22 protein-coding genes are annotated in these 25,666 nt (G+C 72.0%); 8 read left to right on the top strand and 14 right to left on the bottom strand.

Going from position 1 to position 25,666, the window contains the following annotated elements:
• Positions 1-41: 41 nt before the first annotated feature.
• From ABEA10_RS01255 to dapE, 3 genes are all read right to left on the bottom strand, one after another.
• Positions 42-623: an LOG family protein gene (locus ABEA10_RS01255; RefSeq protein ID WP_329241632.1), complete on the bottom strand. Its 582-nt coding sequence runs from the start codon at positions 621-623 to the stop codon at positions 42-44.
• A complete protein-coding gene (locus tag ABEA10_RS01250) occupies positions 623-1,429 on the bottom strand; it encodes an LOG family protein (RefSeq protein WP_345456126.1) in 807 nt (268 codons plus the stop codon). Before ABEA10_RS01250 ends, ABEA10_RS01255 begins: the two co-directional genes overlap by 1 nt.
• 150 nt (positions 1,430-1,579) lie before the next feature.
• The gene (gene dapE / locus ABEA10_RS01245) at positions 1,580-2,641 is read right to left on the bottom strand and encodes a succinyl-diaminopimelate desuccinylase (protein ID WP_345456124.1); all 1,062 of its coding nucleotides are present in this window, start codon (positions 2,639-2,641) and stop codon (positions 1,580-1,582) included.
• A 212-nt stretch (positions 2,642-2,853) separates the two neighbouring features.
• Here dapE and ABEA10_RS01240 point away from each other — a divergent pair, with 212 nt between their 5' ends.
• The 3 genes from ABEA10_RS01240 to ABEA10_RS01230 all read left to right on the top strand — a co-directional run bounded on the left by ABEA10_RS01240 (position 2,854) and on the right by ABEA10_RS01230 (position 5,353).
• On the top strand, positions 2,854-3,627 hold the full coding sequence (locus ABEA10_RS01240; protein WP_345456122.1) for a peptidoglycan recognition protein family protein: 774 nt from the start codon (positions 2,854-2,856) through the stop codon (positions 3,625-3,627).
• A gap of 53 nt (positions 3,628-3,680) precedes the next feature.
• On the top strand, positions 3,681-4,508 hold the full coding sequence (locus ABEA10_RS01235; RefSeq protein ID WP_345456120.1) for a lysozyme: 828 nt from the start codon (positions 3,681-3,683) through the stop codon (positions 4,506-4,508).
• A gap of 92 nt (positions 4,509-4,600) precedes the next feature.
• Positions 4,601-5,353 (top strand): GH25 family lysozyme, encoded by a 753-nt coding sequence (locus ABEA10_RS01230; RefSeq protein ID WP_345456117.1) that lies wholly within the window; start codon positions 4,601-4,603, stop codon positions 5,351-5,353.
• Positions 5,354-5,406: 53 nt separating this feature from the next.
• On the opposite strand, the gene ABEA10_RS01225 is transcribed toward ABEA10_RS01230, so the two are convergent.
• Complete coding sequence (locus ABEA10_RS01225; RefSeq protein ID WP_345456115.1) at positions 5,407-6,243, bottom strand: 2,3,4,5-tetrahydropyridine-2,6-dicarboxylate N-succinyltransferase; 837 nt, start codon at positions 6,241-6,243, stop codon at positions 5,407-5,409.
• A gap of 69 nt (positions 6,244-6,312) precedes the next feature.
• Between ABEA10_RS01225 and ABEA10_RS01220 the strand changes: the two genes are divergently transcribed.
• The gene (locus tag ABEA10_RS01220; RefSeq protein WP_345456112.1) at positions 6,313-7,137 is read left to right on the top strand and encodes a hypothetical protein; all 825 of its coding nucleotides are present in this window, start codon (positions 6,313-6,315) and stop codon (positions 7,135-7,137) included.
• A gap of 108 nt (positions 7,138-7,245) precedes the next feature.
• Here the strand turns inward: ABEA10_RS01220 and ABEA10_RS01215 are convergent, their stop codons facing one another.
• The 5 genes from ABEA10_RS01215 to ABEA10_RS01195 all read right to left on the bottom strand — a co-directional run bounded on the left by ABEA10_RS01215 (position 7,246) and on the right by ABEA10_RS01195 (position 12,143).
• Positions 7,246-7,851: a hypothetical protein gene (locus tag ABEA10_RS01215; protein WP_345456110.1), complete on the bottom strand. Its 606-nt coding sequence runs from the start codon at positions 7,849-7,851 to the stop codon at positions 7,246-7,248.
• Between the two features lie 90 nt (positions 7,852-7,941).
• Positions 7,942-8,835 carry an aromatic prenyltransferase gene (locus ABEA10_RS01210; RefSeq protein ID WP_345456108.1) on the bottom strand — a complete coding sequence of 298 codons (894 nt, stop codon included), beginning with the start codon at positions 8,833-8,835 and terminating at the stop codon, positions 7,942-7,944.
• Between the two features lie 127 nt (positions 8,836-8,962).
• The gene (locus ABEA10_RS01205) at positions 8,963-9,772 is read right to left on the bottom strand and encodes an aldo/keto reductase (protein ID WP_345456106.1); all 810 of its coding nucleotides are present in this window, start codon (positions 9,770-9,772) and stop codon (positions 8,963-8,965) included.
• A gap of 28 nt (positions 9,773-9,800) precedes the next feature.
• Positions 9,801-11,204 (bottom strand): trehalose-6-phosphate synthase, encoded by a 1,404-nt coding sequence (locus ABEA10_RS01200; RefSeq protein ID WP_345456104.1) that lies wholly within the window; start codon positions 11,202-11,204, stop codon positions 9,801-9,803.
• 75 nt (positions 11,205-11,279) lie between these two features.
• Positions 11,280-12,143, bottom strand: a complete 864-nt coding sequence (locus ABEA10_RS01195; protein WP_345456313.1) for an NAD-dependent epimerase/dehydratase family protein — start codon at positions 12,141-12,143, stop codon at positions 11,280-11,282.
• Between ABEA10_RS01195 and ABEA10_RS01190 the strand changes: the two genes are divergently transcribed.
• Positions 12,040-12,879: an SIS domain-containing protein gene (locus ABEA10_RS01190; RefSeq protein ID WP_345456102.1), complete on the top strand. Its 840-nt coding sequence runs from the start codon at positions 12,040-12,042 to the stop codon at positions 12,877-12,879. The two genes, ABEA10_RS01195 and ABEA10_RS01190, sit on opposite strands and share 104 nt — an antisense overlap.
• Here ABEA10_RS01190 and ABEA10_RS01185 read toward each other — a convergent pair.
• The 3 genes from ABEA10_RS01185 to ABEA10_RS01175 are packed head-to-tail and all read right to left on the bottom strand — an operon-like array spanning position 12,835 to position 16,470.
• Entirely contained in the window at positions 12,835-13,824 is a 990-nt protein-coding gene (locus ABEA10_RS01185) for an alpha/beta hydrolase (protein WP_345456099.1), read from the bottom strand. The two genes, ABEA10_RS01190 and ABEA10_RS01185, sit on opposite strands and share 45 nt — an antisense overlap.
• Before the next feature lies 1 nt (position 13,825).
• Positions 13,826-15,436 (bottom strand): AMP-binding protein, encoded by a 1,611-nt coding sequence (locus ABEA10_RS01180; protein ID WP_345456096.1) that lies wholly within the window; start codon positions 15,434-15,436, stop codon positions 13,826-13,828.
• A complete protein-coding gene (locus tag ABEA10_RS01175) occupies positions 15,433-16,470 on the bottom strand; it encodes a biotin synthase BioB (protein WP_345456094.1) in 1,038 nt (345 codons plus the stop codon). The genes ABEA10_RS01180 and ABEA10_RS01175 overlap by 4 nt, the downstream gene beginning before the upstream one ends.
• Positions 16,471-16,668: 198 nt before the next feature.
• On the opposite strand from ABEA10_RS01175, the gene ABEA10_RS01170 reads away from it, so the two are divergent.
• Positions 16,669-20,574, top strand: a complete 3,906-nt coding sequence (locus ABEA10_RS01170) for a type I polyketide synthase (protein WP_345456092.1) — start codon at positions 16,669-16,671, stop codon at positions 20,572-20,574.
• Positions 20,567-22,510 (top strand): condensation domain-containing protein, encoded by a 1,944-nt coding sequence (locus tag ABEA10_RS01165; protein WP_345456090.1) that lies wholly within the window; start codon positions 20,567-20,569, stop codon positions 22,508-22,510. Before ABEA10_RS01170 ends, ABEA10_RS01165 begins: the two co-directional genes overlap by 8 nt.
• On the opposite strand, the gene ABEA10_RS01160 is transcribed toward ABEA10_RS01165, so the two are convergent.
• A complete protein-coding gene (locus ABEA10_RS01160) occupies positions 22,476-23,150 on the bottom strand; it encodes a 4'-phosphopantetheinyl transferase family protein (protein WP_345456088.1) in 675 nt (224 codons plus the stop codon). The genes ABEA10_RS01165 and ABEA10_RS01160 overlap by 35 nt on opposite strands.
• The gene (locus tag ABEA10_RS01155; protein ID WP_345456085.1) at positions 23,147-23,992 is read right to left on the bottom strand and encodes a metallophosphoesterase family protein; all 846 of its coding nucleotides are present in this window, start codon (positions 23,990-23,992) and stop codon (positions 23,147-23,149) included. The genes ABEA10_RS01160 and ABEA10_RS01155 overlap by 4 nt, the downstream gene beginning before the upstream one ends.
• 368 nt (positions 23,993-24,360) lie before the next feature.
• Between ABEA10_RS01155 and ABEA10_RS01150 the strand changes: the two genes are divergently transcribed.
• Positions 24,361-25,665 (top strand): acyl-CoA dehydrogenase family protein, encoded by a 1,305-nt coding sequence (locus tag ABEA10_RS01150; protein ID WP_345456083.1) that lies wholly within the window; start codon positions 24,361-24,363, stop codon positions 25,663-25,665.
• Position 25,666: the final 1 nt, after the last annotated feature.

Raw genomic sequence — 25,666 nt, 5'->3', positions numbered from 1 at the left:
CCTCGATCATCCGATCGTGCCACACCCGGCGCCGGGACCGCTCACGGCTCCGATTCGATGTAGTCCTCGGCCGTCGCCTCCAGGCGTACCGGAGTGCGTTCGAGGTGGTCGAAGGCCTCCGCCACCGTGCTGGTCCAGCCGATCGCGTCGAAGATGCGCGGCCGGGCGAAGCCCTCCTCCAGCAGGTGCTTCATCAGGTCGCGCAGCGGTTCGTACAGGTTGTACGGGTCGAGGATGGCGATCGGCTTGTCGTGCATGCCGAGCACGCGCGAGGTCCAGATCTCGAACAGCTCCTCCAGCGTGCCCAGCCCGCCGGGCAGGACCAGGAACGCGTCCGAGCGACGGTCCATCTCGCCTTTGCGCGACCGCATGTCCTCGGTCACGACCAGCTCGCTGTCCTCGTCGGCGACCTCGACGTCGACGAGCGCCTGGGGGATGACACCGACGGTGTGGGCGCCACCGTCCCGTGCGGCGCGGGCGACGGCGCCCATGCACGAGACGGTCGCACCGCCGCTGACGAGTGTGTGGCCCCGGCGGGCCAGCTCCTTGCCGGCCTCCTCGGCGAGTTCGAGGTAACGGCGGTCGATCCGGCCGCTGGAGGAGCAGAAGACACAGATCCGCATCAGGAACCGTTCCCTCCCCCGGCCGCGAGCTCATCCTGCGCGGCGCGCTCTTCCAGCAGACGCTCCTGCGTCTCGTGGGCGCGCTTGACGATGTCCACGACCTCGGCCGGGTCGTCGGTGAGGTGGATCAGGTCCATGTCCTCGACCGCGATCTTGCCGGCCGGCAGCATCTGGTTCTTGATCCAGTCGAGCAGGCCGCCCCAGAAGGCGGTGCCGACCAGCACGATCGGGAACCGGGTGATCTTCTTGGTCTGGACGAGGGTGATCGCCTCGAACAGCTCGTCGAGGGTGCCGAAGCCGCCCGGCAGCACGATGAAGGCCTGGGAGTACTTCACGAACATCGTCTTGCGGACGAAGAAGTAACGGAACTCGATGCCGATGTCGACGTGGTCGTTCAGGCTCTGCTCGAAGGGCAGCTCGATGCCGAGCCCGACCGAGATGCCGCCCGCCGAGACGGCGCCGGCGTTGGCGGCCTCCATGATGCCCGGCCCGCCGCCCGTGATGACCGCGTACCCGGCCCCGGCCAGTGCCGCGCCGATCCGCTGCGCCAGTTCGTACTCCTCGCTGTCCGGCTTGGTGCGCGCGGAACCGAAGATGCTCACGGCGTGCGGCAGGTCGGCCAGCAGCCCGAAACCCTCGACGAACTCCGCCTGGATGCGCAGCACTCGCCAGGGGTCGGTGTGCACCCAGTCCGAGGGGCCACGGGCATCGAGGAGTCGCTGGTCGGTGGTCGTGGCTGGGATGGCCTTGCCGCGGAGCGTGACAGGGCCCTGCCGCCTCCTGCGCGGCACCTGGTCAGATCGCATGTCCATAACCGTAGCCAGCCGGGCAACCCGTTTAACTCGGCCGGCGGACGCGTCACGAGAACGCAACCCGCCGTACGCCCGCGCGTCTCCGTACGCCCGTCGTCGCGCGCATGGAGGTGAACGCCGCGGTCACCACCTGCGCGGATCGCGTCACGCCGTGAGCCAGGCCCGCATGCTCTCCTCCCCCGCGAAGATGCGCGGGATCTCGACGTACTCGTCCTTCGTGTGCGACAGGCTCGGCTCCCCGGGCCCGAAGTTGACCGCCGGGACGCCGAGCGCGGAGAACCGCGCGACGTCCGTCCACCCCAGCTTGGCCCGCGCCATAGACGCGCCGCCGATCGCCTCGACGAACGCCGCGGCGGCCGGATGCGTGAGGCCGGGCCGGGCGCCCGCGGCACCGTCGACCACGGTCACGTCGTACCCGGTGAAGACCTCACGCAGATGCTTTTCGGCGTCTTCGAGCGACTTGTCGGGAGCAAAGCGGTAGTTGACGGTCACCACGCACTCGTCGGGGATGACGTTTCCGGCCACGCCGCCGCTGATGAACACTGCGTTGAGCCCCTCGTGGAACTCCAGGCCGTCGACGACCGGGCGCCGCGGCTCGTACGCGCGCAGGACGTCCAGCACCGCGCCGGCGTTGTGGATGGCGTTCGAGCCCATCCAGGAGCGGGCGCTGTGCGCGCGCTCGCCGGGCACCCGCACCTCGACGCGGATCGTGCCCTGGCAGCCGCCCTCGATGATGCCGCCGGAGGGCTCCATGAGCACGGCGAAGTCGGCCTGGAGCAGCTCGGGGCGGGTGTCGCCGATGCGCTTGAGCCCGTTGCGCGCCTCCTCGATCTCCTCGCACTCGTAGAAGAAGTACGTCACGTCGCGGTTGGTCTCGGCCAGGGTGGCGAGCTTGAGCTGGACGGCGACGCCGGCCTTCATGTCACCGGTGCCGCAGCCGTAGAGCCGCTCGCCCTCGACCCGGGAGGGCAGGTTGCGGTTGACCGGCACGGTGTCGATGTGGCCGGCGATGACGACGCGCTCGCTCCGTCCCTGGGACGTACGCGCGATCACCGTGTCGCCGTCGCGCTCGACGGTGAGGTGAGGCAGGGCCCGCAGCGCCTCCTCGATGGCGTCGGCGAGGGCCTTCTCGTCGCCGCTGACGGATTCGATGTCGACGATCGCCGCGGTCAGGGCCGCCACGTCCTGGTTCAGATCGAGCCGCATGAGCCCTCAGCCTACTTGGGACGTGCCCGGATCCGGCCAACCCCCACGCGGCGCAGCGTTCTTGACGACACTTCTGACCAGTACTGACTTACCGACCTGCCAACGGAAAGGGACTCTGTTGGGGGAATTTTCCACCTTCCACGAGGTTACTGGGTAGGATATTTACCTATGGCGGGAGCGGAATCAGCTTCGACCGCAGGGAGTCCCCCGCCATGTCCCACACATCGTCCTTCGGCCGTCGCGGCTTCATCGCGCGTGCGGCCGCCGTCGCGGGCGGCGCCGCGTTGATCGGGGCGGCCGACCTCACCCGGTCGGCCCCGGCCGGCGCCTACACCAAACCCCGCATCTACACCCGGGCGGAATGGGGCGCACGGCCCCCGACGTCGCCGGCGCAGATCATCGCCGCACCCGACCACCTCGTCGTCCACCACATGGCGTTCCCCAACTCCACCGACTACTCGCTCTCGCACGCGTTCCAGCTGTCCCGTGACTGCCAGGACCTGCACATGGACACCAACGGCTGGGCCGACACCGGACAGCAGCTGACCATCAGCCGCGGCGGCTACGTGATGGAGGGGCGCAACCGCTCGCTGGAGGCCATCGGCAAGGGCGCCAACGTGATGGGCGCCCAGACCGCCAACGAGAACGGGCACACCCTCGGCATCGAGAACGAGGGCACCTACACCAGCGTCCTGCCCCCGGCCGCGCTCTGGAACGCCCTCGTCCAGACGCTCGCCTGGCTCTGCGACGACTACGGCCTCGACCCGCACGCCGCGATCGTCGGCCACCGCGACTACAACAGCACCGAGTGCCCCGGCGACGCGCTGTACGCCAAGCTGCCCCAGCTGCGCAACGACGTCGCCACCGCCCTTGGCTCCTCTCCCCTCCGCGCCGAGCGCGCGACCCCGTACGTCCGGTCGAACCTGCCCGGACCCCGCCGTCGCGGCGACCACGGCCCCGCCGTCGGCGCCCGCGAAGGCTCCTGAGGCGACACCGCCTCACTCTCCCCCCGCCCCTCGAATCCCCCCAAGGAGGATCCGTGGCCCGCCGCATGATCCGCCGGATGAGCACCGCCGTCACGGCGCTCGCCCTCGCCGGCACCACCCTCGCCCTCGGCCCCGCCGCCGGTGCGTCCCCCAACCCGATCACCCACCCCGACCAGGACCACATGGGCTGGAGCCTGGCCGCCCGCTCGGGCTCGACCGCCCCGGGAACCGTCACCCCCGCCGTCTCCGGGCTGCCCGGCCTGGACGTCTCCAGCTACCAGGGCAACGTCAACTGGACCACGGTCAAGAACAACGGCGCGAAGTTCGCCTACATCAAGGCGACCGAGAGCACGTCGTACACGAACCCGTACTTCAGCCAGCAGTACGTCGGGTCCTACAACGTCGGCCTGATCCGCGGGGCGTACCACTTCGCGACGCCGAACACCTCCAGCGGCGCCGCGCAGGCCGACTACTTCGCCAGCCACGGCGGAGCCTGGTCGGCCGACCACCACACGCTCCCGGGCGCGCTCGACATCGAGTACAACCCCTACGGCTCGACCTGCTACGGGCTCAGCCAGGCGTCGATGCGCAGCTGGATCCACGCGTTCGTCAACGAGTACCACTCCAGGACCGGCCGCTGGGCGGTCATCTACTCCACGCTCGACTGGTGGAAGACCTGCACCGGTAACTCCGACACGACCTTCGCCAACAACGACCCGCTTTGGATCGCGCGCTACTCCAGCTCGGCGGGCACGCTGCCGGCGGGCTGGGGCTTCTACACGTTCTGGCAGCACGCCGACAGCGGGACGTTCCCCGGCGACCAGGACGTCTTCAACGGCACGGCCGCCCGGCTGCTCGCCCTGGCCGACAACACCGCCTGAGCCCCGCCACGCGTGACGGGTCCCCGGCGTCCGCCCCGCTGTCGCCGGGGACCCCTCACCTCCCCCGTATCCGCCCGGCGTAAGGAACGACGATGTCCGCCCGCAGCCTCATGACGGCACTCGCGGCGGCGGTGCTGGCCGCCGGCTCCACCTGCGCGGCCGCCACTCCGGCGGCCTCGGCCCGTACGGCTCCCGCCGACCGCACGGCGCTCGCGGCCTCGGTACCCGGATTCGACATCTCCGGCGCGACCACCGGCGTCGACTGGACGGGTGTCGTGGCGGCCGGGGCGAAGTTCGTCTTCATCACGGCCACCGAGGGCACCACGTACCAGTACCCGAACTTCCCCCGCCTGTCGGCCGGCGCGTACGCCGCCGGTCTCATCCGCGGCGCGGCCCACGTCGCCGTCCCGAGCGCATCGGGCGGCGCCGCGCAGGCCGACTTCTTCGCCGCGCACGGCGGCGCCTGGTCGGCCGACCACCAGACGCTGCCCGGCACCCTCGACCTGGAGTACAACCCGTACGGCGCGATCTGTTACGGCCTCAGCCAGAGCGCCATGACCGGCTGGATCACCGAGTTCGTGAACGAGTACCACGCCAGGACCGGCCGCTGGCCGATCATCTACACGTCGCCGAACTGGTGGAAGCAGTGCACCGGCGGGAGCGCGGACTTCGGCTCGCGGGACCCGCTGTGGGTCGCCGCGTACGCCACCACGCCACCGCTCCCGGCCGGCTGGACCGCCTACACGTTCTGGCAGTACGCCGACGCCGGCACGTTCCCCGGCGGCCAGGACGTCTTCAACGGCACGGCCGACCGCCTGCTCGCCCTCGCCGACGGCACACCCTGACCCCGCCCGGCGCCGGGGCCCGTCCGCGGGCCCCGGCGCATTCCACTGAGCGCCTACGCGCTGAGGCCGTGGTCGCGCAGAATGTCGTTGAGCTGGGACTTGTCGTGACGCATGCCGGGCTCCAGGCGCCGGATGACCAGCACCGCGGGCATGCCGAACGTCCCGCCGGGAAACTCCTTGAGCCGCGTTCCGCCGACCGCGACGCACCAGTCGGGGATCCGGCCGCGGCCGAGTTCCTCACCCGTCTGCACGTCGATGACCGGCATGGACGCCGACAGGTTCGTACCTGAGCCGACGACCGCGCCCTTGCCGACGCGCGCGCCCTCCACGATCATCGAGCGGCTGCCGATCATGGCCTCGTCCTCGATGACGACGGGGCGGGCGTTCGGCGGCTCCAGCACTCCGCCGATGCCGACGCCGCCGGACAGGTGGACGTTCTTGCCGATCTGCGCGCACGAGCCGACGGTCGCCCACGTGTCGACCATCGTGCCGGAGTCGACGTACGCGCCGACGTTGGTGAACGACGGCATCAGCACGACGCCGGGTGCCAGGTAGGAGCCCCAGCGCGCGATCGCACCGGGGACGACCCGTACGCCGTCGAACCGGGTCTTCAGCGGGATCCGGTCGTGATATTGGAAGTCGCCGGCCTGCGAGGTCGTCATCTCGAGAACCTTGAAGCCCAGCAGGATCGCCCGCTTGGCACGCTCGTCGACCACGACCTCGTCGATGGTCTCGTCGACCCGGGCGACGCGCGCGGTGCCCGCGTCGATCTGGTCGACGGCGGCCAGGATGGCCGAGCGCGCGTCCGTGTCCTCGGGGCTGAGTTCCGCCCGGCGTTCCCACAGCTCGTCGATGGCGCTGGAGATCGGGCTGGTGAACGTGTCGGTCATGGCGGCGAGGATAGCGGCGCGGCGGTCGACCGACACGCATCAGGGTCGCCGAGCCGGTACGGTCTTCGCGTGGGGAGTGCGGACAGGAGACGGCTACGCCTCGGCGCGGTCGCGTTGGCCACGGCGCTGGTCATCGCGGGCGGCGGAGTGGTGCTCTACCTGCATTTCCGCCCCTACCTCCACGGCACGAGCTGCGAGGCGCGCGCCGACGCCGCAGTGATGCCGCTCGACCTGGAGCAGGCCGCCAACGCCTCCACCATCGCCGCGGTCGCGCTGCGCCGGAAGCTGCCCGAGCGCGCCACCGTCATCGCGTACGCGACCGCGCTGCAGGAATCGCACCTGCGCAACCTGGAGAGCGGCGACCGCGACTCCGTCGGCCTCTTCCAGCAGCGCCCGTCGCAGGGCTGGGGGTCGGCCAAGAAGCTGAAGGACCCGGCGTACGCCGCCGGCCGCTTCTTCGGCGCGCTGGTCAAGGTCAAGGACTACACCGGCCTGCCGGTGCACGAGGCCGCGCAGAAGGTCCAGCGCAGCGCCGACGGCAGCGCCTACGCCCAGCACGAGGAGGACGCCAAGACGCTCGCGACGGCCTTCACGGGCCACGTCCCGGCGTCCGTGCGCTGCTGGTACCCGCCGAACAAGCGCAAGAAGAACTCCGACACGCGAGCGGCGCTGGCCGAGCTCCGCGCGACGCTCAAGCTCAGCGACGACGGCGACGAGTTGCCCGCGCCCACCAGCCGGTCCGGCTGGACGATGGCGAGCTGGCTGGTCACCCACGCCCAGACGTACGGCCTGCGCGAGGTCCGCTACTCCGGCCGCCACTGGCGCGCCAGCGACGGCCACAGCGGCTGGACCACGGACAAGAAGGCGTCCGAGAAGCTCATCACGGTCCGCTGACGGGAGGCCGCCGGCACGGGCTCTCGCCGTCGCCGGGCTCTTCTCCGGAGGACGCCGGCGCCACGAACCGCTCGTCTCGGCGGACGCCGGCGTCGCCCGTGCCCATGCTCACTTCCAGGACTTCGCGCGCGCCCTGGCCTTGCGCGCCTTCGCCCGGGCCGAGGCGACCTGGGCCGCGGCCTCCGCGCGTGAGCGTTTGCGCGCGGCCTTCAGGCCGGACTTCGCCTCGCGCCGCACCGTCTTGATCTGGGACCTGGCGGTCTCGGCGGCCCGATGCCAGTGGTTGGCGTTGCGCCGCGCCCGGCGGCGCAGCAGCCACACGACCACCGCGGTGGCCACCCCGATGGTCGCGGCCCCGACGCCCGCGCCGCGGACCGCCGACGGGCCGGTGATCGCCGGCGTCGTCGCGTTCTCGCGGGCCTTGGCGGCCAGCCCGGTGACCGCCTCCTTGACCTGCCCGGCCTTCTCCTGTGTGGCCCGCACGGCGTCACCGGCCTGGCCGGTGACGGTGTCCTTGGCCTGCGCGGCCTTCCCCTGAGCCCGTCCCTTGAGGCCGTCGGCTCCCGCCGCCGCCTCCGTCATCTCCTGACGTGCCGGCTCGTCGCTGTTCGCGGTCATCCCCTGCTCCTCGTCCGACAAGTTCACGACATGGCCCGCGGGCGGCGTCTCCTCCCGGCCGCGCCCGGCGTCCGCAGGACGCCCGCCCTCGGTCATGTCGGCTCCGTCTTTTCGCGTTGGACCCCCGATACCCTGCGCACCGCGCCTAAACGCGCGGGGCCCGCGGGCGGGCGGACGAGGCGGTGCTCACCTGGGCGGGAGCGGTGTCCGGAGCCGGTCAGACTCGATCATGGGGGCGGGCCGGTGGTAGAAATTCTCGATCTTGTAGTACGGGCCGTGCCCGGAGAACGCGAGAGCATAGACATAGGCGCGATCGCCATCGTGGAACCGCGCGCCCCGCACGAACCGCCCGATCAACGGATCGAGATGGGCCGGCACGAGATCGGGTTCCGGAGCCCGGACCGGAAAGCAGATCCGCTCGATATCCGGAGAGTTCCAGGTGAAGGTGAAATACACCGAGAACGCCCGGCAGCACAGGTCGAGTTCGTCATCGCCGGGAACGCGGAAACCGAGATCCTCGATCATCGTCGATATCTTCTGGGCATCGCGCGCGCCGGTGAACGGAAAATAGACGTTGACCGAGTGGCTGCGGTAGTCGACGGCGATTCCGTTGATGCTGGTCAGGCCATGCCGGGCGAAATAGTCCAGGTTGCCGCCGACACTCGGCGGCATGGCGGGGGTGCGGCTCATCGCCTCGAGGGTCTTGCCGCCCTCCTCCGCGTAGATGGACCAGATCTTCTCAAAGCCCGACGCCACCCCGACGTCCACGCCACGGAAGCCGACGCCCCCGCGATCCTGGATCTCCCGGTAGAGCCGGCCGGCCGGGCGGTCCGCCTCGACCGTGAACCCCTGGTCGAGGGCCACCCGATAGGGGTCCGGATCACCGGCGGGCCCGATGTAGCGCACGCTCAGCTCCCCGCCGCGGCGGGCACGCGTCGTCGTTCGCAGGGCCACGGCGCCGCCGGTGAAACCGGCTTCGTACGCGCGGAGAATCGGCCACAGCGCGTCGCGGTCGCAGCGCGCTCCGAGGATGCGCGCGGTGTCGGCGGTCGCCGAATAGACGCTTTCCAGATCAGGCATCGCCCTTCTCCTCACGGGGAAACACAGCCCGACTCACTCGATGATCGCACGGTGATCGCACCAGCAGAATACGAGCGCGACACGAAAGAGAATCATCGGCGCGGCGAAGGAACACGCGGACAACGGTTCACCCGAGTGCGGCGACCTCGGCGTCGGTGAGGCGAATATCCAATGCGTGAACGCAGGAACGCAGCGTGCGACTCCGGCTCGTGCCCACCACCGGCACGACCGCCGGACCGGCCGCCAGGACCCAGGCCAGCGCCGCTTCCTCGGGCGTGCACCCGTGCGCGCGCGCCACGGCCGCGAGGGGTGCGGAGCGGGCGAGCCCGGCGACGCCCCGAGCTCCGCCGAGGGGAGCCCAGGCGAAGTACGTCAGGCCGAGGCGCTCGCAGAGGCGGATCTCGCGCCGGCCGTCCGGGCGCAGCAAGGAGAACTCGTTCTGGACCCCGGCCAGGGAGGGGCCCAGAACGTCATGGGCGAGCGCGATCCGCTCCGCGTCGACGTTCGACAGCACCACTTCGCGAGTCAGCCCCTCCTCGACACACTGGAGCAGGCCGCGTACGGACTCGCGAAACGGTGCGGCGGGATCCGGCCGGTGCAGCGCGTACAGGTCCAGCGGCCGCCGGCGGAGCCGCTCCGCGGACCGCCGGCAGGCCCGGCGGAGGTACTCGGCCGACCCGTCGAAGCCCCACTCCGTCCCGTTGAAACGCGTATGGCCGCCTTTGGTCATGACGGCCGGCCTGAGGGGAGGCGGAAGCGACGCGACGGCGCGCTCGACGACCGTCTCGCCGAGTCCGAAGCTCCCTTCGTCCGGGCAGTACGCGTCGGCCGTGTCGATGAGGGTGACCCCCGCCTCCACCGCCTGCCGGACGAGCCGGGTCACCCGCTCCTCCAGGTCCGGAGGCGGCCACATGCACAGATCCGCCGTCCCCAGCACGAGACGTCTGGCAGGCGTCCAGCGCGCGTTAACGATGACCGCTCCCGCAGGACACGGCCTCGCGGCAGCTCTCCAGCTGAGAGGCGAGCCAGGCCTCGGGGTGACAGCGGTCGAGCGCCTCGCGAGCGGCCGCCAGCCGGGACTCCGGCGCGTCCCGCCCGTCCGGACCGGCGGCCACGTCCACGGCGGCCCCGAGGGCGGACCGGGTCTCCTCGACGCTGCACGGATCCGCGATGACGTGCGCGCCGTTCCGCAGCAGCTCCGCCACGCCGAGCCCGGAGCTGATCACCAGCCGGCAGCCGCGCTCGTTGAGCCCCACCGCCTCCTGGACGGCGAGGTTGCCGCCGTCGCGTACGGAGTTGGCGACCACGACGTCCGCGTGCGTCATCGCCCACAGCGCCCGCCCCTGGTCGTCCCCTGACACGACGTGGAGGCTGCCGGGGAAGCGATGTCGTACGCGGTCGCAGTGGCCGGTCACGCGCCCGGCGTACTCGGCGTACTCGGGCAGGGACTCCCTGCTCGGCACGAGAAGCAGGGTGAGCCGTACCGTGCCGGCCAGGTCCGGCCGCCCGCGCAGCAGGTCCTCGAACGCCACGACGCAGCGCTCGACGTTCTTGGCCGGGTCCAGCCGGCCGACGAACAGCGCGTTGACCCGGCGAGCGTCCCAGGCCAGCTCCGGCGGCTCGCCGGCGGGTCTCGACGCGCGCAGCGCGGCGACGTCGGCGCGGCCGAGCGTCACCGGGCGGACCCTGAGCCGGGGAAGCGGCGGTGGCCCGGCCCGGCCCTCACCGAGCCGATGCCGTACGGCCTCCTGGAACCCGTCACGCCATCGGCGGTCCTGGAAAAAGAGCACGTCGGCCGTGCACAGCGACCTCAGCCAGTCGTCCGCCAGACCGCTCCCGAGACGCGTGAAGGAACCCGCGTCGAAGGCCGTGTGCAGGAAGAAGGAGATCGGACCCGTGAAGCCCCGCTCGCGCAGCATTCCGGGGACCAGCGCCAGTTGGTAGTCCTGGACGAGCACCGGCTCGTCCGGGCTCGCGCTCGCCGTCACGGCGTCGGCGACGGCCGCGTTGACCCCGGCGTAGTCGGCGACGGCCCGCTCCGTGGCGGGCCCGCCGGCGGCGCGCGTCTCCAGCGCGTGGAGCGCCATCCAGAGCATGCGTGCCCCGGCCATCAGGTAGTAACCGTGATACGCCTCGGGCGAGACCTGGATCGGGACGTGGCGGGCGGACGGCGCTCCGGGGCATCGGGAGAGCTCGTCGAGCCGATCGGGCCAGCGGTGGAGTTCGCCCGTCGTGGGCGCCATCCAGGTCGCCGGTTCGCCGACGCGCGCCAGCTGCCTCGCCAGCAGCTTGGTCACCGAGCCGTTGCGCTCGACGACACGGCCGTCCGCGGTGAGCGCCCGGGGCCCTCGGTCGGAAACGACGATCATCTCGGTCCTCACCTGTCGGGGTCGGGCGGTGGCGCCTGAACGGTCACCGGTCGTGCGGGCTCGCGTTCGCGAGGATCACGGCGACGACCAGCGATGCCGCGGCTCCCACCCGAGCAGCTCCCGCGCCTGGTCGCCGCGGAACAGCGCCGTCCGATCGTCCGGTGGCGCGGACGGCGGCTCCAGCTCCGGCAGGTACTTCTCCAGCAGCACCCTCGTCTTCTCGGTCGAGAGGGTGTCCTCGGCGGCGATGTTGCAGACCGCCGATTCCCGGCCGGTCTCCGCCTCGAGCGCCAGAAGACAGGCCCGGACCGTGTCGCGGATGTCGACGTAGCTCCAGAGATTCCACAGGCCGGACCGGGGATCGTCGGCGATCTGGGGCAGCAGCCTCCGGTAGTCGGCCGGGCCGAGGACGATGGAGAAGCGAAGCCCGACGAATTCGGTCCGCGAGGAACCACCGAACTGGTGGGCCAACGATTCCAGTGTCGCCTTGGACATCGCGTAGGGCGTGTGCGCCCGGATCGGAGCGCGTTCCGTCAAAGGCAGGACGACCGGCGGACGCTCGCTCGTGAACGGCGCCCCGAGAACCGTTTCGCTCGACGCCCACACCACGCGTCTTATGCCGAGCTCGCAGGCGGCAGCGAAAACGTTCGCACCCGATGTGATATTCGCGTTCATGGCGTGCCGGGCGGCCAGGAATTGGTCCTTCCAGGCCCGGTCGGGGGTACCCAATCCGCTCAGGTGAACCACGGCATCGCAATTTTGCAGGCATTCGCGGACCGCCCAGGCCTCGGTCATATCGGCGCGCTTGACGTCCGGCTGGTGAGGCGTGGTGTCGATGAGCACCGTCTCCATGTTCAGGCCGTGCAGCTCTTGTGCCACCGCTCGGCCGATGGTGCCGGCCGCCCCCGTCACCGCCACGCGCATATCACGCCTCCACATCTCCGTCAAGGAAGCTGTATTCGAGTGCCATGGCTCTGGCATGATTACAACACCGCATGCGAGTTCCATACAAGATGGCGTGCAAGCCGGGAGGATCCAATCGATGCTTGTTGGCACTGAACCGCCCGGGCCGGACCTCCCGCATGTGATGCGGGTAACTTCGCGACGGCGTTCTGAGTTTGTCGAGCTGATTCAGGAGGTTAATCTTGAAACGCTAGGCTCCATTGTGTCAGAATTGTGGGTCGCGCTACACGAGGGGCGCAATATCTTCACCGTCGGGAACGGCGGCAGCGCGGCCACCGCGTCCCATCTCGCGACAGATATCCGGTCCGCCGTATCGACCGACTGCACCTTCGCCGACCAGGCGAAGGTCTGGCCGCTCGCCGACCTGGTGTCGCTGACGACGGCCACCAGCAACGACTACTCCTATGAGGACTCATTCGCCGTTCCCCTGCGGCAGAGCCTCTCCCGCGGCGACCTGCTCATCGCGATCAGCGTCAGCGGGGAGTCGCCCAACGTCCTCCGGGCCGTGAGAGAGACCCGGACGCGCGGCGGGAGGGTCGTCGCGCTGACCGGCAGGCCCACCGCCCGGCTGGCCGCGGACGCGGACGTGGTCGTCGCCGTCGACCACGACGACTACGGGCACGTGGAGGACGTGCACCAGTGGGTCTGCCATGCCATCGCCGCCAATCTACGTTCCGTCGGCCATCTCGCCCTGAACGGCGGCGCGCGGTGAGTCCCCCGTCCCTGATTCCGGCGCCCCGTCTCCGATGACGAATGACACGGCGCGGCAAAGCCGTTCGCCGAAGTCCGGCGGATATCCGTGGCCCATGCCGGACATGACGTCGAGCACGACCGGGATCCGGTTCGCCGTGAGCTCCGCGGCGAACCGTTCGGCGCCGGGCCGGTCGTCGTCGTGCTCACCGGTGAGGACGTACCCGCGGATCCGGGGAGCGGCCGCCGCGCGGTTCCGGCCGGTGACGGCGGGCATGCGGTCGTCGGGCGGGCAGAGCGTCACGAAGCCGGCGACCTCCGGCAGGATGCCGGTCAGGCTCCAGCCGGCCGCGATCCGCGCGCCCTGCGAGTATCCGGCCAGAACGACGGGCAGTCGCCGCTCCCCGTCCGCCAACCGCGAGTGGATCGTGACGATCTGCCGCCGTGCCATGGCCTCGTCGATCCAGCCGATGTCGCCGTCGGACGTGGTGGCCTCCTGGCTGTGGGGCACGACGACGAGGAATCCCGCCTTACGCGCGGGCTCCCACCGCCTCGCGAAGCTCAGGTGGTGGTCCGACCGGCCGTGCAGCGGGACGAGCACACCGGCCGGTGCGGAGTCCGGCCGGTAGATGATGGGCGCGACGTCGGACCTGCCGCGCTCGCGGAGCGCCTCCGCGCGAACGACGATCTCCTCGAACTCCGGCCGCCCGTGAATCGGTGTCAGCGGTGGGTTGACCCGGAGGATCTGCTCCCACCACCAGACTCCCGCGTCGACCGCCTCGCGCAGCACCGCGAGCGCGGTCTCGGGCTCGTCGAGCCGGCACAGGGTCTCGGCCACCCACGCGGCGGCCAGCGCACGCCGGCGCGGATACTCGTCCTTGGCACGCCAGGCCAGGTCACGCGCCGCCCGCAGCCGGCCGTCCGCCAGGAGCTCGACCACCCGGTGCTTGCGTTCTTCGAGATGCATGTCACTCCCCTGGAGTCATCGCCGCCGGACCGCCGACGTCCACAGGCCCGGCGATGAGGCCGGCGCCGGGGGCCGGGTTCCGCGTCGCCGCCGCCCGATGGGCGTCGCGCAGCAGTTGCCTGCGCAGTTTCCCGTCCGCGCCGCGCGGGAGCCGATCGACGAACTCCAGGTCGCGGGGGCACTTGAACCCGGCGATCCGCGTGCGGCAGAAGGCGAGCAGGTCGGCGGCGAGCCGCGGCCCCGCCAGCGCCGGGTCGACCGGCTCGACGACCGCGCGCACCCGCTCGCCCATGAGCGGATCCGGTGCGCCGATGACCGCCGCGTCCGCCACGGCCGGATGCGCGAGGAGCGCGTCCTCCGTCTCGCGCGGATAGATGTTCACGCCGCCCGCGACGATGACGTCCGCGCCGCGGTCGGTGAGATGGACGTAGCCGTGCTCGTCGACGTGGCCGATGTCCCCGACCGTGGCCCAGCCACGGTCGTCGTACAGAGCCGCGGTCTTCTCCGGAGCGTCGTGGTAACGGATGGGCCGGGTAACGGGCGCGCCGCGCTCGCCCGAGTACCACAGCACGCCTTCTTTCCCCGGTGGCAGGACGTTCCCGTCGGCGTCACAGGCGTGGATCTCGCAGTCGACCGGCCGTCCCACGGAACCGGGCCGCTCGCGCCACTCCGCGGCGCTGATCAGCACGTGGCCGAACCCCTCCGAGCAGGTGTAGACGTCCCACACCAGCTCGCCCAGCCAGTCGATCCACGCGGCCTTCACCTCGCGTGGGCAGGGCGCCGCCGTGTGCATCACCGCCACCAGGGTGGACAGGTCGTACCCGGCCCGCACCTCGGGCGGCAGCTTCAGCACCCGCAGCATCATGGCGGGCACGAGCTGCACCTGCGTGACGCCGTGGCGTTCGATCGTCTCCAGGAGGACGCGCCGTTCGAATCGCGGCAGCAGGACGAGCGTCGCCCCCAGCCCCAGCGTGGCCAGTGACCACCGCAGCGGTGCGCCGTGGTACAGCGGGCCGGGAGTGAGGGTGACGCTGTCCGGCGTGACACCCAGGTGGCCGGACAGCAGCGACTCGAACCAGTCGCGCGCGTCAGCCGCGGGCGGCCGGGCGGGCAGTATGCCCTTGGGCCGCCCGGTCGTCCCCGACGAGTAGACGACCGCCCGGCCCGGGGCCGGCGTGACGAACGGATCCGCCGGGCGCGCGTCGAGGGCGCGCTCGAAGGGCAGGTGGCCGTCGAGCGGGCCACCGACCACCAGCCGCTCGCGAACCTGCGGAGTCAGCTCGACGACCGCGGCGGCCAGGGACGCGGCCCCCGCGGAGGCGACGACCACGCGTGCGCCGCTGTCGTTGATGATGTACGCCGCCTCGGCCGGGGTCAGCTGCACGTTCACCGGCGTGTAGTCGATGCCGGCGCGCGCGGCCGCGAGGCAGGTGACGAGGTATTCGGGGCAGGTCTCGAGGAGCAGGCAGAGGCGCTCACCGGGACGCATCCAGGACCGCAGCGCGTGCGCCAGCCGCGTCACCTGGCCGTCGAGCTCGCCGTAGGAGAGACACCGGTCGCCCATGATGATCGCGGGCCGGCCGGCCTCCGTGACGTCCGGGCCGGCGCTCACGCGAGCTCGCTCGTCGCCGGCGCCTGCCGTGCGTCGCCGAGCCGCCCCGCGGAGCGCGCGGCGACGAACGGCGAGCCCATGGCCGTGAGGCCGGCGCGGGACAGCGTCTCGGCCGCGTGCGCGCTCCGGACCACGAACCGGTCCTTGCCGTAGATCAGGTATCTGTCCGTGTGCTTCGCGTCGGAGAAGTTGATCGTCATGACGTTGGCCCCGGCCTGGAAGCCCTGGACCTGGCCGCCCGGCCGCGTCTTCTCCAGGGCGCTCACGGACGGGATCAGCCAGTCCGGCCGCACCAGCCGCATTGCCGCGATCATGTTGAGCGCCACGTCGACGTCGCCGTGCGGGTGGTTCTCCAGGGGCGTCCGCGGCGCGGGCACGAACGGCGCCACGCTCGCCATGTGCACGCCGAGGCGCTGGGCGAGCAGGATGTCATCGGCGAGATCGTCAAGCCTCTGGCCGGGAAGGCCGACGATGGCACCGGTGCCGACCTTGTACCCGAGGTCGAGCAGGTCCTCCATGTACTTCAGCCGGTCCGCGAGGGACTCGTAGCGGAGTTCGGCGTGCAGCTCGGGATTCGCGGTCTCGTGCTTGAGAATGTAGCTGGTCGCTCCCTGGTCCTTGAGATAGGCGTACTCCGACCGCTTCTTGCCGCCGAGATTGAGCAGTATCTCCACCCGGTCGTCGAACAGCTCACGGATCCGCGGGATGACCCTTCCCACGATGCCCGTGGTCTTGGGTATCTCTCCCGCCTGGAGGAAGACGACGTCGATTCCGGCCGCGTGGACGGCCCGCGCCCGGGCCATGATCTGGTCCTCGTCGAGGACGAAAATCGAGTTCGCGGGGGTGTTGTCCTTCCTCATCGGACAGTAGTCGCAGTTCACCCGGCACAGGTTGGTGACTTCGACGACGCCGCGCAGCAGCGCGCCGTCGCCGTGGGCCGCCGCTCGCTGCCGGCGCGCCTCGTGGAACAGCTGCGCCTGTGCATCCCCTCTCGCGCGCAGCATCTCGACGATCTCTGACTTGGATACGGACATGAAGGAACCCCTTATAAATCCGATGTCAAGATTTCCGGACTAAACACTTGGGTCCAATTCCGGCCACTCGCGCGGTTATCACATCGCGGCGACGAGCTCATCAGGGATGAATCCGCACATGTGTTATACATAACAGATAAAGCCATGAATAAAAACACCCTCGGCGCACATAACGGCCCGCAAGCGAGGAGATGAAATATGGCGAGCGCCCATGAGCCGATCGCGGTCATCGGGATGGCGTGCCGGTTCCCCGGCGGAGCCGACACGCCCGAGGCGTTCTGGCACGTCCTGCGGAAGGCCGAACCGGTGCCGCTCATGGCGATCGCCGACCGCGAAGCCGGCCGTACGCCGCCCGCCGACCCGGACTCCCGCGCCACCGAACGCCGGGAGGACCCGCGGGCCGCGCTGCTGGAGGGCATCGACGCGTTCGACGCCCCCTTCTTCGGCCTCACCCCGACCGAGGCCGCGGCGATGGACCCCCAGCACCGCCTGCTGCTCGAGGTCTCCTGGGAGGCGCTGGAACGCGCCGGCCAGTCTCCCGACCGGCTCGCCGGGACGAACACCGCCGTGTTCACCGGGATCATCAGCCCCGACTATCTGCACCGCCAGTTCCAGGCGGATCCCGCCCGGCTGAGCCCGTACGCGTTCACCGGCGGCATGCTCAGCATGGCCGCCGGACGACTGTCGTACCTGCTCGACCTGCGCGGCCCGGCGCTGGCGGTGGAGTCGGCCTGCTCCTCGTCCCTCCTCGCCGTCCATCACGCCGTACGGCAACTGCGCGGCGGCGAGTCCGACCTCGCCCTGGCGGGCGGCGTGAACCTCGTCCTCCTCCCCGAACTCTCGACCGTGCTCGCGCGCATGCACGCGCTCTCCGCCGACGGACGGAGCCGGACCTTCGACGCCGGCGCGGAGGGCTACGGCCGGGCCGAGGGGTGCGGAATGGTCGTGCTCAAGCGGTTGTCCGACGCGCGGTCCGACGGCGACGAGGTGCTCGCCGTCATCCGCGGCAGCGCCGTCAACCAGGACGGACGGTCGAGCGGCATCACGGTGCCGAGCCAGCGGGCGCAGGCCGAGGTGATCCGGGCCGCCCTGTCCGACGCCGGTCTTGACCCGCTCGACGTGGGCTACGTCGAGTGCCACGGCACGGGGACCGCGGTCGGCGATCCGATCGAGGTCGCGGCGGTCGGATCCGTGGTCGGACGATCGCGTCCCGCCGACCGGCCGCTCCTGCTCGGCTCCGCCAAGGCGGTGATGGGCCACGCCGAAGCCGCGGCCGGCATCGCCGGGTTCATCAAGGCCGTGCTGTGCGTACGGCACGGGGAGGTGCCGGGCCAGCCGGTCGGCGAGCTCAACCCGGCGCTCGGGCTGGACGCCTTCCCGGCGCGCATTCCCCCCGCGGCGATCGGATGGGCCCCGCCGGACCGCACCCGGGTGGCCGGGGTGAGCGCGTTCGGCTTCAGCGGTACGAACGTCCACGTGCTCGTGGAGCAGGCACCACGCGAACGGATCCGGCCGGTGGAGGTGCCCGACCGGCCCGCGCACCTGCTCGCCCTCTCGGCGAACAGTGCGGACGCGCTGCGCACGCTCGCCGGACGCTACGCCGGCCACCTGCGGGAGGACGCCACCGCGACGCCGGCGGACACCTGCCACACCGCGAACACCGGACGCAGTCACCGGCTCTGGCGCGCGGCCCTGGTGGCGAGGACCACCGCCGAGCTGGCGGACGGCCTGGCGAATGTGGCCGCCACCGGCGCGGGCATCCACCGTGCCGCCGCGCCGCGACCGCCACGGGTCGCGTTCCTGTACTCCGGTCAGGGGGCCGCGCGCGTCGGCATGGGCCGTGCCCTGTTCGACCACGAGCCCGTGTACCGCGCGGCGATCGAGGAGAGCGACGCCGCCGCGGGCCCGCTGTCCGGCCGCTCCCTCATCGACCTCCTCTACCCGCGAGACACCGGCGGCGACGGCCGGCCCCTCATGGACGCCGCGGTGGCGCAACCGGCGCTGTTCGCCGTCCAGGACGCACTCACCCGGCTGTGGGCCTCGGCCGGCGTCACCCCCGAGGCGGTCGCCGGCCACAGCCTGGGCGAGTACGCCGCCGCGTGCGCCGCGGGAGCGCTGGGCCGGGAGGACGGGCTTCGCCTGTGCGTCGAACGCGGGCGCCTGGTGGGCACCCTGCCGGAGGGCGAGGGGGCGATGCTCGCGGTGTTCGCACCGCCCGGCGAGGTCGAGCAGGTCGTGACCGAGCACGGCGGACGAGTCGAGATCGCCGCGTACAACGGGTCCGAGGAGACGGTGCTGTCCGGCGCCGCGGAGGCGGTCGAGGAGATGGCGGAGGTGTTCGCCGGCCGCCAGGTCACGACGCGTCGGCTCCCGATCGCGCACGCGTTCCACTCACGCCTCGTCGATCCCGTGCTCGACCGGTTCGAGAAGCTGGTCGAGCAGGTGCCGATCGGCGATCCGTCCCTGCCGTTCGCCGACAATCTCACCGGGGCGCTCGCCGGTGACCACGATCTGCGAGACGCTCACCGCTGGCGCCGGCACATGCGCGAGCCCGTACGGTACTGGGACGGCGTGCGGACGTTGCTCGCCGACGGGATCACCTGCTTCGTCGAGATCGGCCCGGACCGTACCCTCACCGGTGCGGGGTTGCGCGGGGCGCCCGAGGACGCCTCGTGGATCTCGTCCCTGAGGCGAGAGCGAGACGACGTACGGCACTGGCTGACGGGCCTCGGGACGCTCTACACCCTCGGCGTGCCGGTCGACCTGGCCGCACTCGACCACGGCCGGGAACGACGCCGCCGCGTGCTGCCGACCTACCCCTTCGAGCGCCGCAGGCTGTGGCTGGACGGGCTGGAGCGGGTCGCGCGCCCGGGCGGCGGGCAGGACGGCACGCTGCCGGGCCGGCGGCTGCTCTCCCCGGCCTCCGACGCGCAGTTCGAGACCGTTTTCGGCCACGACCGGCAGCCCTTCCTGGCCGACACCGCCGGGCTCGTGCACGTCGGCGTCTACGCCGAGATCGTCGCGGCGTGCGCTCGCCGGCTGGACGTCCGCGGACCGCTGGAGCTGGAGAACCTCACGATCACCGAGGCACTCGTGGTGCCCGAGGACACCGAGCGGACGCTGCACACCGTCGCCCGCACCGAGGCGTCCGGCGACCTCGAGGTACGAATCTCCGCGCTGGAACGCGAGACCGGCAGCGGGGGGCGCTGGTGCGAGCACGCGAACGCCGTCGTACGCGGGCGGCCGCGGTCGGCCACCGAACGCCACGACCTGACGCGGCTCGCCGAGACGGCGGTCGACCAGCGTGCCGGCGAAGACCTCTACCGGGAACTGCGCTCCGAACGCGGCCTCGACCTGGGCCCGCGGGTGGCGCTCGTCGACCGCCTGTGGCGCGTCGACGACGACACGATGCTCGCCCGCCTGCGGGCGCGGCCGGACACCGCCTTCGCCGCCGGCTTCGACCCCGGCGTGCTCGATGCCTGCATGCAGTTGTTCAACGCGCTCACCCCGGCTTCGGCGGGCCTCCTGCTGTTCATGCGCCTGGCCGGACTCGGCCTTGCCGGGCTCGACCCGGCCGCGCCGTCCCGGCCGCTGTGGGCGCGCGCCGGCATCGAGCACCGGGGCGAGCGGGAGGTGCGCGGACGCGTTCAGGTGCTCGACGCCGACGGCGCGGTCGTCGCGTCCGCGCACGGCGTCGTCCTCCGGCGCACCTCGGCCGAGGTGCTCGCCCGGCTCGGATCGGCCCGGCGGGCCACGCCATCGGCCGCGGCACCGCGCACCGCGGTGCTGGAGACGCTGCGGGAGATGACCCCCGACGACGCGCGCCGACGGCTGGCGGCCGAGATACGCGGGATGCTCCTGTCCATCGTCGGCGGGACGGAGGCGGACCTGGACGACGACGAGCCGCTGCCCGCGATGGGCGTCGACTCGATCATGGCGACGCAGTTGCGCAACGCCCTCGCCGGCGGTTTCGGCGTCACGATCCCGCTGCATCGCGTGCTCGACGGCGCCAGCGTGGCGATGCTGGCCGCCGACCTCGCCGAGGCCCTGGCGTCCGGCGGGTCCCCGGAGGACGACACCGCCTGGCAGGCCGGTCGTGTCTGAGCTCCCGCCGGCGGTGGCCGAGCGTGTCCGCGAACTCGTGGACCGCGGTGTCGAGGTGTGGGCCGACGGCGACGGTCTGTGCTTCCTCGCCCCTCCGGACGTGCCCGCCGCCGACGTACGCTCCGTGCTCCGGCCCGCGCGGGAGGGCCTGATGTCCCTCCTCGCCGGCGGTGAACGGCTCGCGCCGGCGTTGCTGATCGAGCGCGGCCGGGTCGAGTACGCCGGGGAACCGAGCGCCACCCGCACGCTGATATTCGAGATCACCGGACCGCTCGACCTCGCCGCGCTCCAGGCGGCGTTGACCGCGCTCGTCGCACGGCACGACGCACTCCGCGTCGCCTATCCGCGCGTCGGCGGGGGGCGTGTCCGGCTGGTGCACCCGCCCATGCCGGTCCCGGTCCCGTGTTTCGACGGCGATGAGCCGCGGCATCCACCGCGACCGGACCCCGGCCGGCCGCCGCTGCTCACCGCCGCGCTCGTGCGCCGCGGACCGGCGGCGCATCTCCTGGCGCTCACCGTGCACACGCTCGCCGTGGACGGCATGTCGCTGGCGCTCCTGCTCGAAGAGCTGGGCACGCTGTACGACGCCGCCGAGGCGGGCCGGCCGCCCGCGTTGCCGGAGGCACCCTCGTCGGGGCGGCAGGTCAGACGGGAACGGGCCTACCTCGCGGGTCCGGAGGCGGCCGCCGCGCGGGAGTACTGGGCCACCCGGCTCGCCTCCGCCGCGGCCCTGCGCGGACGGCCCGGCGCCCCGCAGGACGGGCCGGGCCAGGTGGGGAGTGTCCCGGGGAAGGCCGGGCACGTCCCGATCGCGGTGCCGGAACGGCTCATGGACGCGGTGCGCGCGCGGGCCGCCGCGGAAGGGACGACCTCCTTCGCCGTGCTCCTCGCCGCCTACGGGTCGCTGCTGGCGGAGGTCACGGGCTGTGAGGACGTGACGGTCGCGGTGCCGATCGGGAACCGCTGGCATCCGGAGGACGAGCACACCGTGAGCGGCGCGCGCGACCTGCTTCTGCTGCGGCTCGCGCTGGACGGGACTCTCCCGGACGCGATCGCCGTGACACACCGCGAACGCCGCGAGGCCATGGCCCACGGCCGCCTCCCCTTCGAGGCGCTGCCGCCCGGCGTGGCCCCGCCACGGCGCCCCGGGCGCAACCCCGTCTTCGGGGCGGTGTTCGCGCTGCAGACGTTCGACAAACCCCTCGCCCTGCGGCCTCGGCGGCCGTCCGTGACCCTGCGGCACCTGACCGAACCGCCGCCCGACGCCGGCATCGACTTCAAGCTCATCCTGTGGCCCCAGGACGGCGGGCTGCGCGGGGAACTCGCGTGCGATGGCGCCGCGGCGGACGCCGGGGAGCTCCCCGGCCTCGGACGGCGCTATCTCGCGATTCTGGGCGAGCTCGCGGAGCGGCGGCCCGGGCGGATCCGGCCCGAGGACGTCCGCGGCGTGCTCCAGGCGGACCCGGCCGTGGCGGAGACCGTGCTCGACGAGCGCGAGGGGCGCGTCGTCGTGTACGTCAGGCTCCACGCCGACGCGTACCCGGTCGTGATCGACCGTCTTCGCCGCGGCCTGTCCGTGTACCACCCGGCGCCGCTCCTCGTCCCGGTGAGGCGCGTACCGCGGCACGCCGGCGGCGGCGCCGACATCGCGGCGCTGCGGCGTGTCCCGGTCACCGACCCGGCGACGCTGGCCCGCTGGGAGGCCGAACTCGCCGCCCGGGCCCGGACCGCCGTCGAGGTCGAGGTCGCTTCGCACCCGATCGGCGACGAGGTCTGTCCGCCCGGGCCGGATCGCCGGGAGCCGGTCGCCGCGCAGCAGGTCACCGTGACGATGCCGGCGTGCGTACCGGAGGACATCGTGCTGCTGGACCGGTTCGGGACCGAGGTCGTGCCGCGGACGCTCACCGAGGAGGGCCGGGCCGGGAGGGGACGGTGATGGCGGTCGCGACCAGCCCGCGGCTCACGAGCCAGCGGCCGGTGAAGCCGGTCAGCGCACGGCCGTCGACGACCGGCCCGGGAACGAGCAGGCGCGAGGAGAAGGTGCCCGCCTCGGGGTCGGGCGTGACGACCGCCTCCTCGAAGTTCAGCCAGCGGCGCGTCAGCGGGAACCACGCCTTGTAGATCGACTCCTTGGCGCTGAACAGCAGCCGGTCCCAGCAGACTCCCTCGCGGTCCCCGTCGCGCCGCTGGAGCCAGGCGCGCTCGGGAGGGGTGGCGATGGCCTCCAGCACGCCGTCCGGCAGCGGCTCGTTGGGTTCGGCGTCCAGCCCGACCGTACGGACCCGCTCCTCCCGCGCGACCGCCGACGCCCGGTAGCCGTCGCAGTGGGTCATGCTGCCGACGACGCCGGCGGGCCAGGCGGGGGCGCCGCGCTCACCGGGCACGATCGGCACGGGCGGCAGGCCGAGAACGGCCAGGGCCCGGCGGGCGCACCCGCGGGCCGTGGCGAACTCCCGGCGGCGCTTGTCCACCGCGCGCGCCACGACGGCCTCCTCCTCGGGGAAGAGGGCGACGGCCTCCCGGTCGTCGAACGCCTCCGCCGACGCCACCTCCGGCGGCAGTATCCGCTCGATCACGGCGTCGTTCCGGCGGGCAGGATGCGGCGGAACCGCCCGGCGAGCCCGTGCCGGCGCTTCCACTCACGCGGGTAGCCGAGCGAGACCTCCTCGAAGCGGACCCCGTCGTACCAGGTGGTCCGCGGAATGTGCAGGTGCCCGTAGACGGCGGCGACGGCGTTGTAACGCCGGTGCCAGTCGGCGGTGCGCTCCGTGCCGCACCACAGCGCGAACTCCGGATGGCGCAGCACCAGCGTGGGGTCGCGGACCAGCGGGAAGTGGCTCACCAGGACGGTCGGCAGCGACGTGTCCCGCGCGGCGAGAAGGGACTCGGTCTCGGCGATCCGCACCTGACACCACGCCTCACGGCTCGGGTGCGGATCCGGATGTAGGAGGAACTCGTCGGTGCACACCACGCCGGCCTCGTACGCCTGCTCGAGCGCCTCCTTCTTGGAGGTGACGCCCGGAACCCGGAAGCTGTAGTCGTACAGCACGAACAGCGGCGCGACCGTGACCGGCCCGCCCTCGCCGCGCCAGACCGGGTACGGATCCTCGGGCGTGACGACGCCCATGCCGCGGCAGACCTCCACCAGACGCCGGTAGCGGTGCTCGCCCCGCAGCCGCACCGGATCCGACTGCGGCGTCCACAACTCGTGGTTGCCCGGCGTCCAGATCACCTTGGCGAAACGCTCGCTCAGCAGCCCCAGCACCCACTCGATGTCGGCGAACGTCTCCCCCACGTCACCGGCGACGATCAGCCAGTCCTCATCGGACCCGGGCCGCAGGCCAGAGATGATCTTGCGGTTCTCCTCGTACGCGGTGTGCAGGTCGCTGATGGCCAGCAGGCTCCCACCCGCGCTCACCGGGCGTACCTGCCGGGCCCCTGCTCAACCGATGACGTCACTGTGCTTCCTTTCACCGTCCGAACCGAATATAAGAAAAGTCGCGGCGACTTGGAAACCCCGGTCTCTCGCCAGAACCCGCATCGTTCGCGGCGATCGCCGGCGGCCGAAGAAACGACGCGTGGCGGCGAATGTCATAGGGATGACATGCGCCCGATGGCAGGACGGCAGGTAGCGCAATTCAGGAGGTGCCGCACCTGACGCTCCCGTGCCACGATGCGCGAGGAACAGGTGTCGAATCAGCGTAGGACCGCGTATTGGCGGCGCAATTGTCGGTCACCGGCGGCGGTCCGGGGGTCACCACCGACGGGAAGAATACGGAGCACGCCATGTCCATACGGACGGCACGCCAGGACGCGACAGTCGGACTCCACGGGCCGGTCACCCCCGCGGGCCGCGCGCTACTCGACCGGCTCGGCGGGCACCTGCCGCGGATACGCTCCACCGCCGCGAAGAACGATCGCGACGGCGTGTTCCCCGTCGAGACGTTCGACGCGCTCCGGGCGGACGGGCTGATGGGCGCGACGGTCCCGGCCGAACTGGGCGGTCTGGGCGTCGACCGGCTGTACGACGTGGCGACCGCGCTCCTGGCCGTCGCCCATGCCGACGCCTCGACGGCACTCGCGCTGCACATGCAGTTCAGCCGGGGCATCACCCTCTCCTACGAGTGGCGGCACGGCGGCCCGCAGGCCCGGGCCCTGGCCGAGCGGCTGCTGCGGCAGATGGCCGCCGGCGAGGCGGCGGTGTGCTCCGGGATCAAGGACCACCACACGGCCGTGACGACACTGTCGTCCGACGGGACGGGCGGATGGCTGCTGTCCGGCCGCAAGACGCTGGTGAGCATGGGGCCGATCGCCACGCACTTCGTGATCAACGCGCAGACCGACGTGGCGGGCGAGCCGCCGAGACTGGTCTCCCCCGTCGTCTCTCGCGACAATCCGGGCCTCACCGTGCTGGACAACTGGGACGGTCTCGGCATGCGCGCCTCCGGCACGGTGGACATCGTCTTCGACCGATGCCGGATCCCGGCCGAGGACGTCCTGATCCGTGACCTGGTGGGGGCGCGGAACGACGCGGTTCTCGCCGGGCAGACGGTGAGCTCGGTCGCGATGCTGGGAATCTACGTCGGCGTCGCCCAGGCCGCCCGCGACACGACGATCGCCGCCCTGACGCGCCGTGGCGCGGCGCCGCCGGCCGCGAGCCGGACCCTCGTCGCGGAGATCGACTCCCGGCTGTACGGGCTGCGCGCCACGGTGGGCGCCGCGCTGACCACGGCCGATGCCGTCGGGGCCGATCTCGGCGGGGATCCCGACGAGCGCGGCCGACGGATGATGCGGGCCTTCCAGTGCGCCAAGCTGGCGGTCAACCAGACGGCGCCGGCGATCGTCAACGACTGCCTCACCCTCGTCGGCGGCGCGTCGTACACGGCGGCCCATCCGCTGGCCCGCCTCTACCGCGACGTCCGCGCCGGCGGGTTCATGCAGCCGTACACCTATGTCGACGGCGTGGACTTCCTGAGCGCACAGGCACTCGATATCGAGCGGGACAACAACTACATGAGCACGTGGGCGGCCCGCTCCCAAAAAACCGGCAACGCAAAGGGTGTACCGCAATCCACAGAGATGTCACGGTGAG

The organism is Actinoallomurus oryzae, assembly GCF_039541955.1.
In the GTDB taxonomy this organism is placed as follows: domain Bacteria; phylum Actinomycetota; class Actinomycetes; order Streptosporangiales; family Streptosporangiaceae; genus Actinoallomurus; species Actinoallomurus oryzae.
Note: the sequence above shows the minus strand (reverse complement) of the source record. Positions and strands in the feature narration are given on the sequence as shown.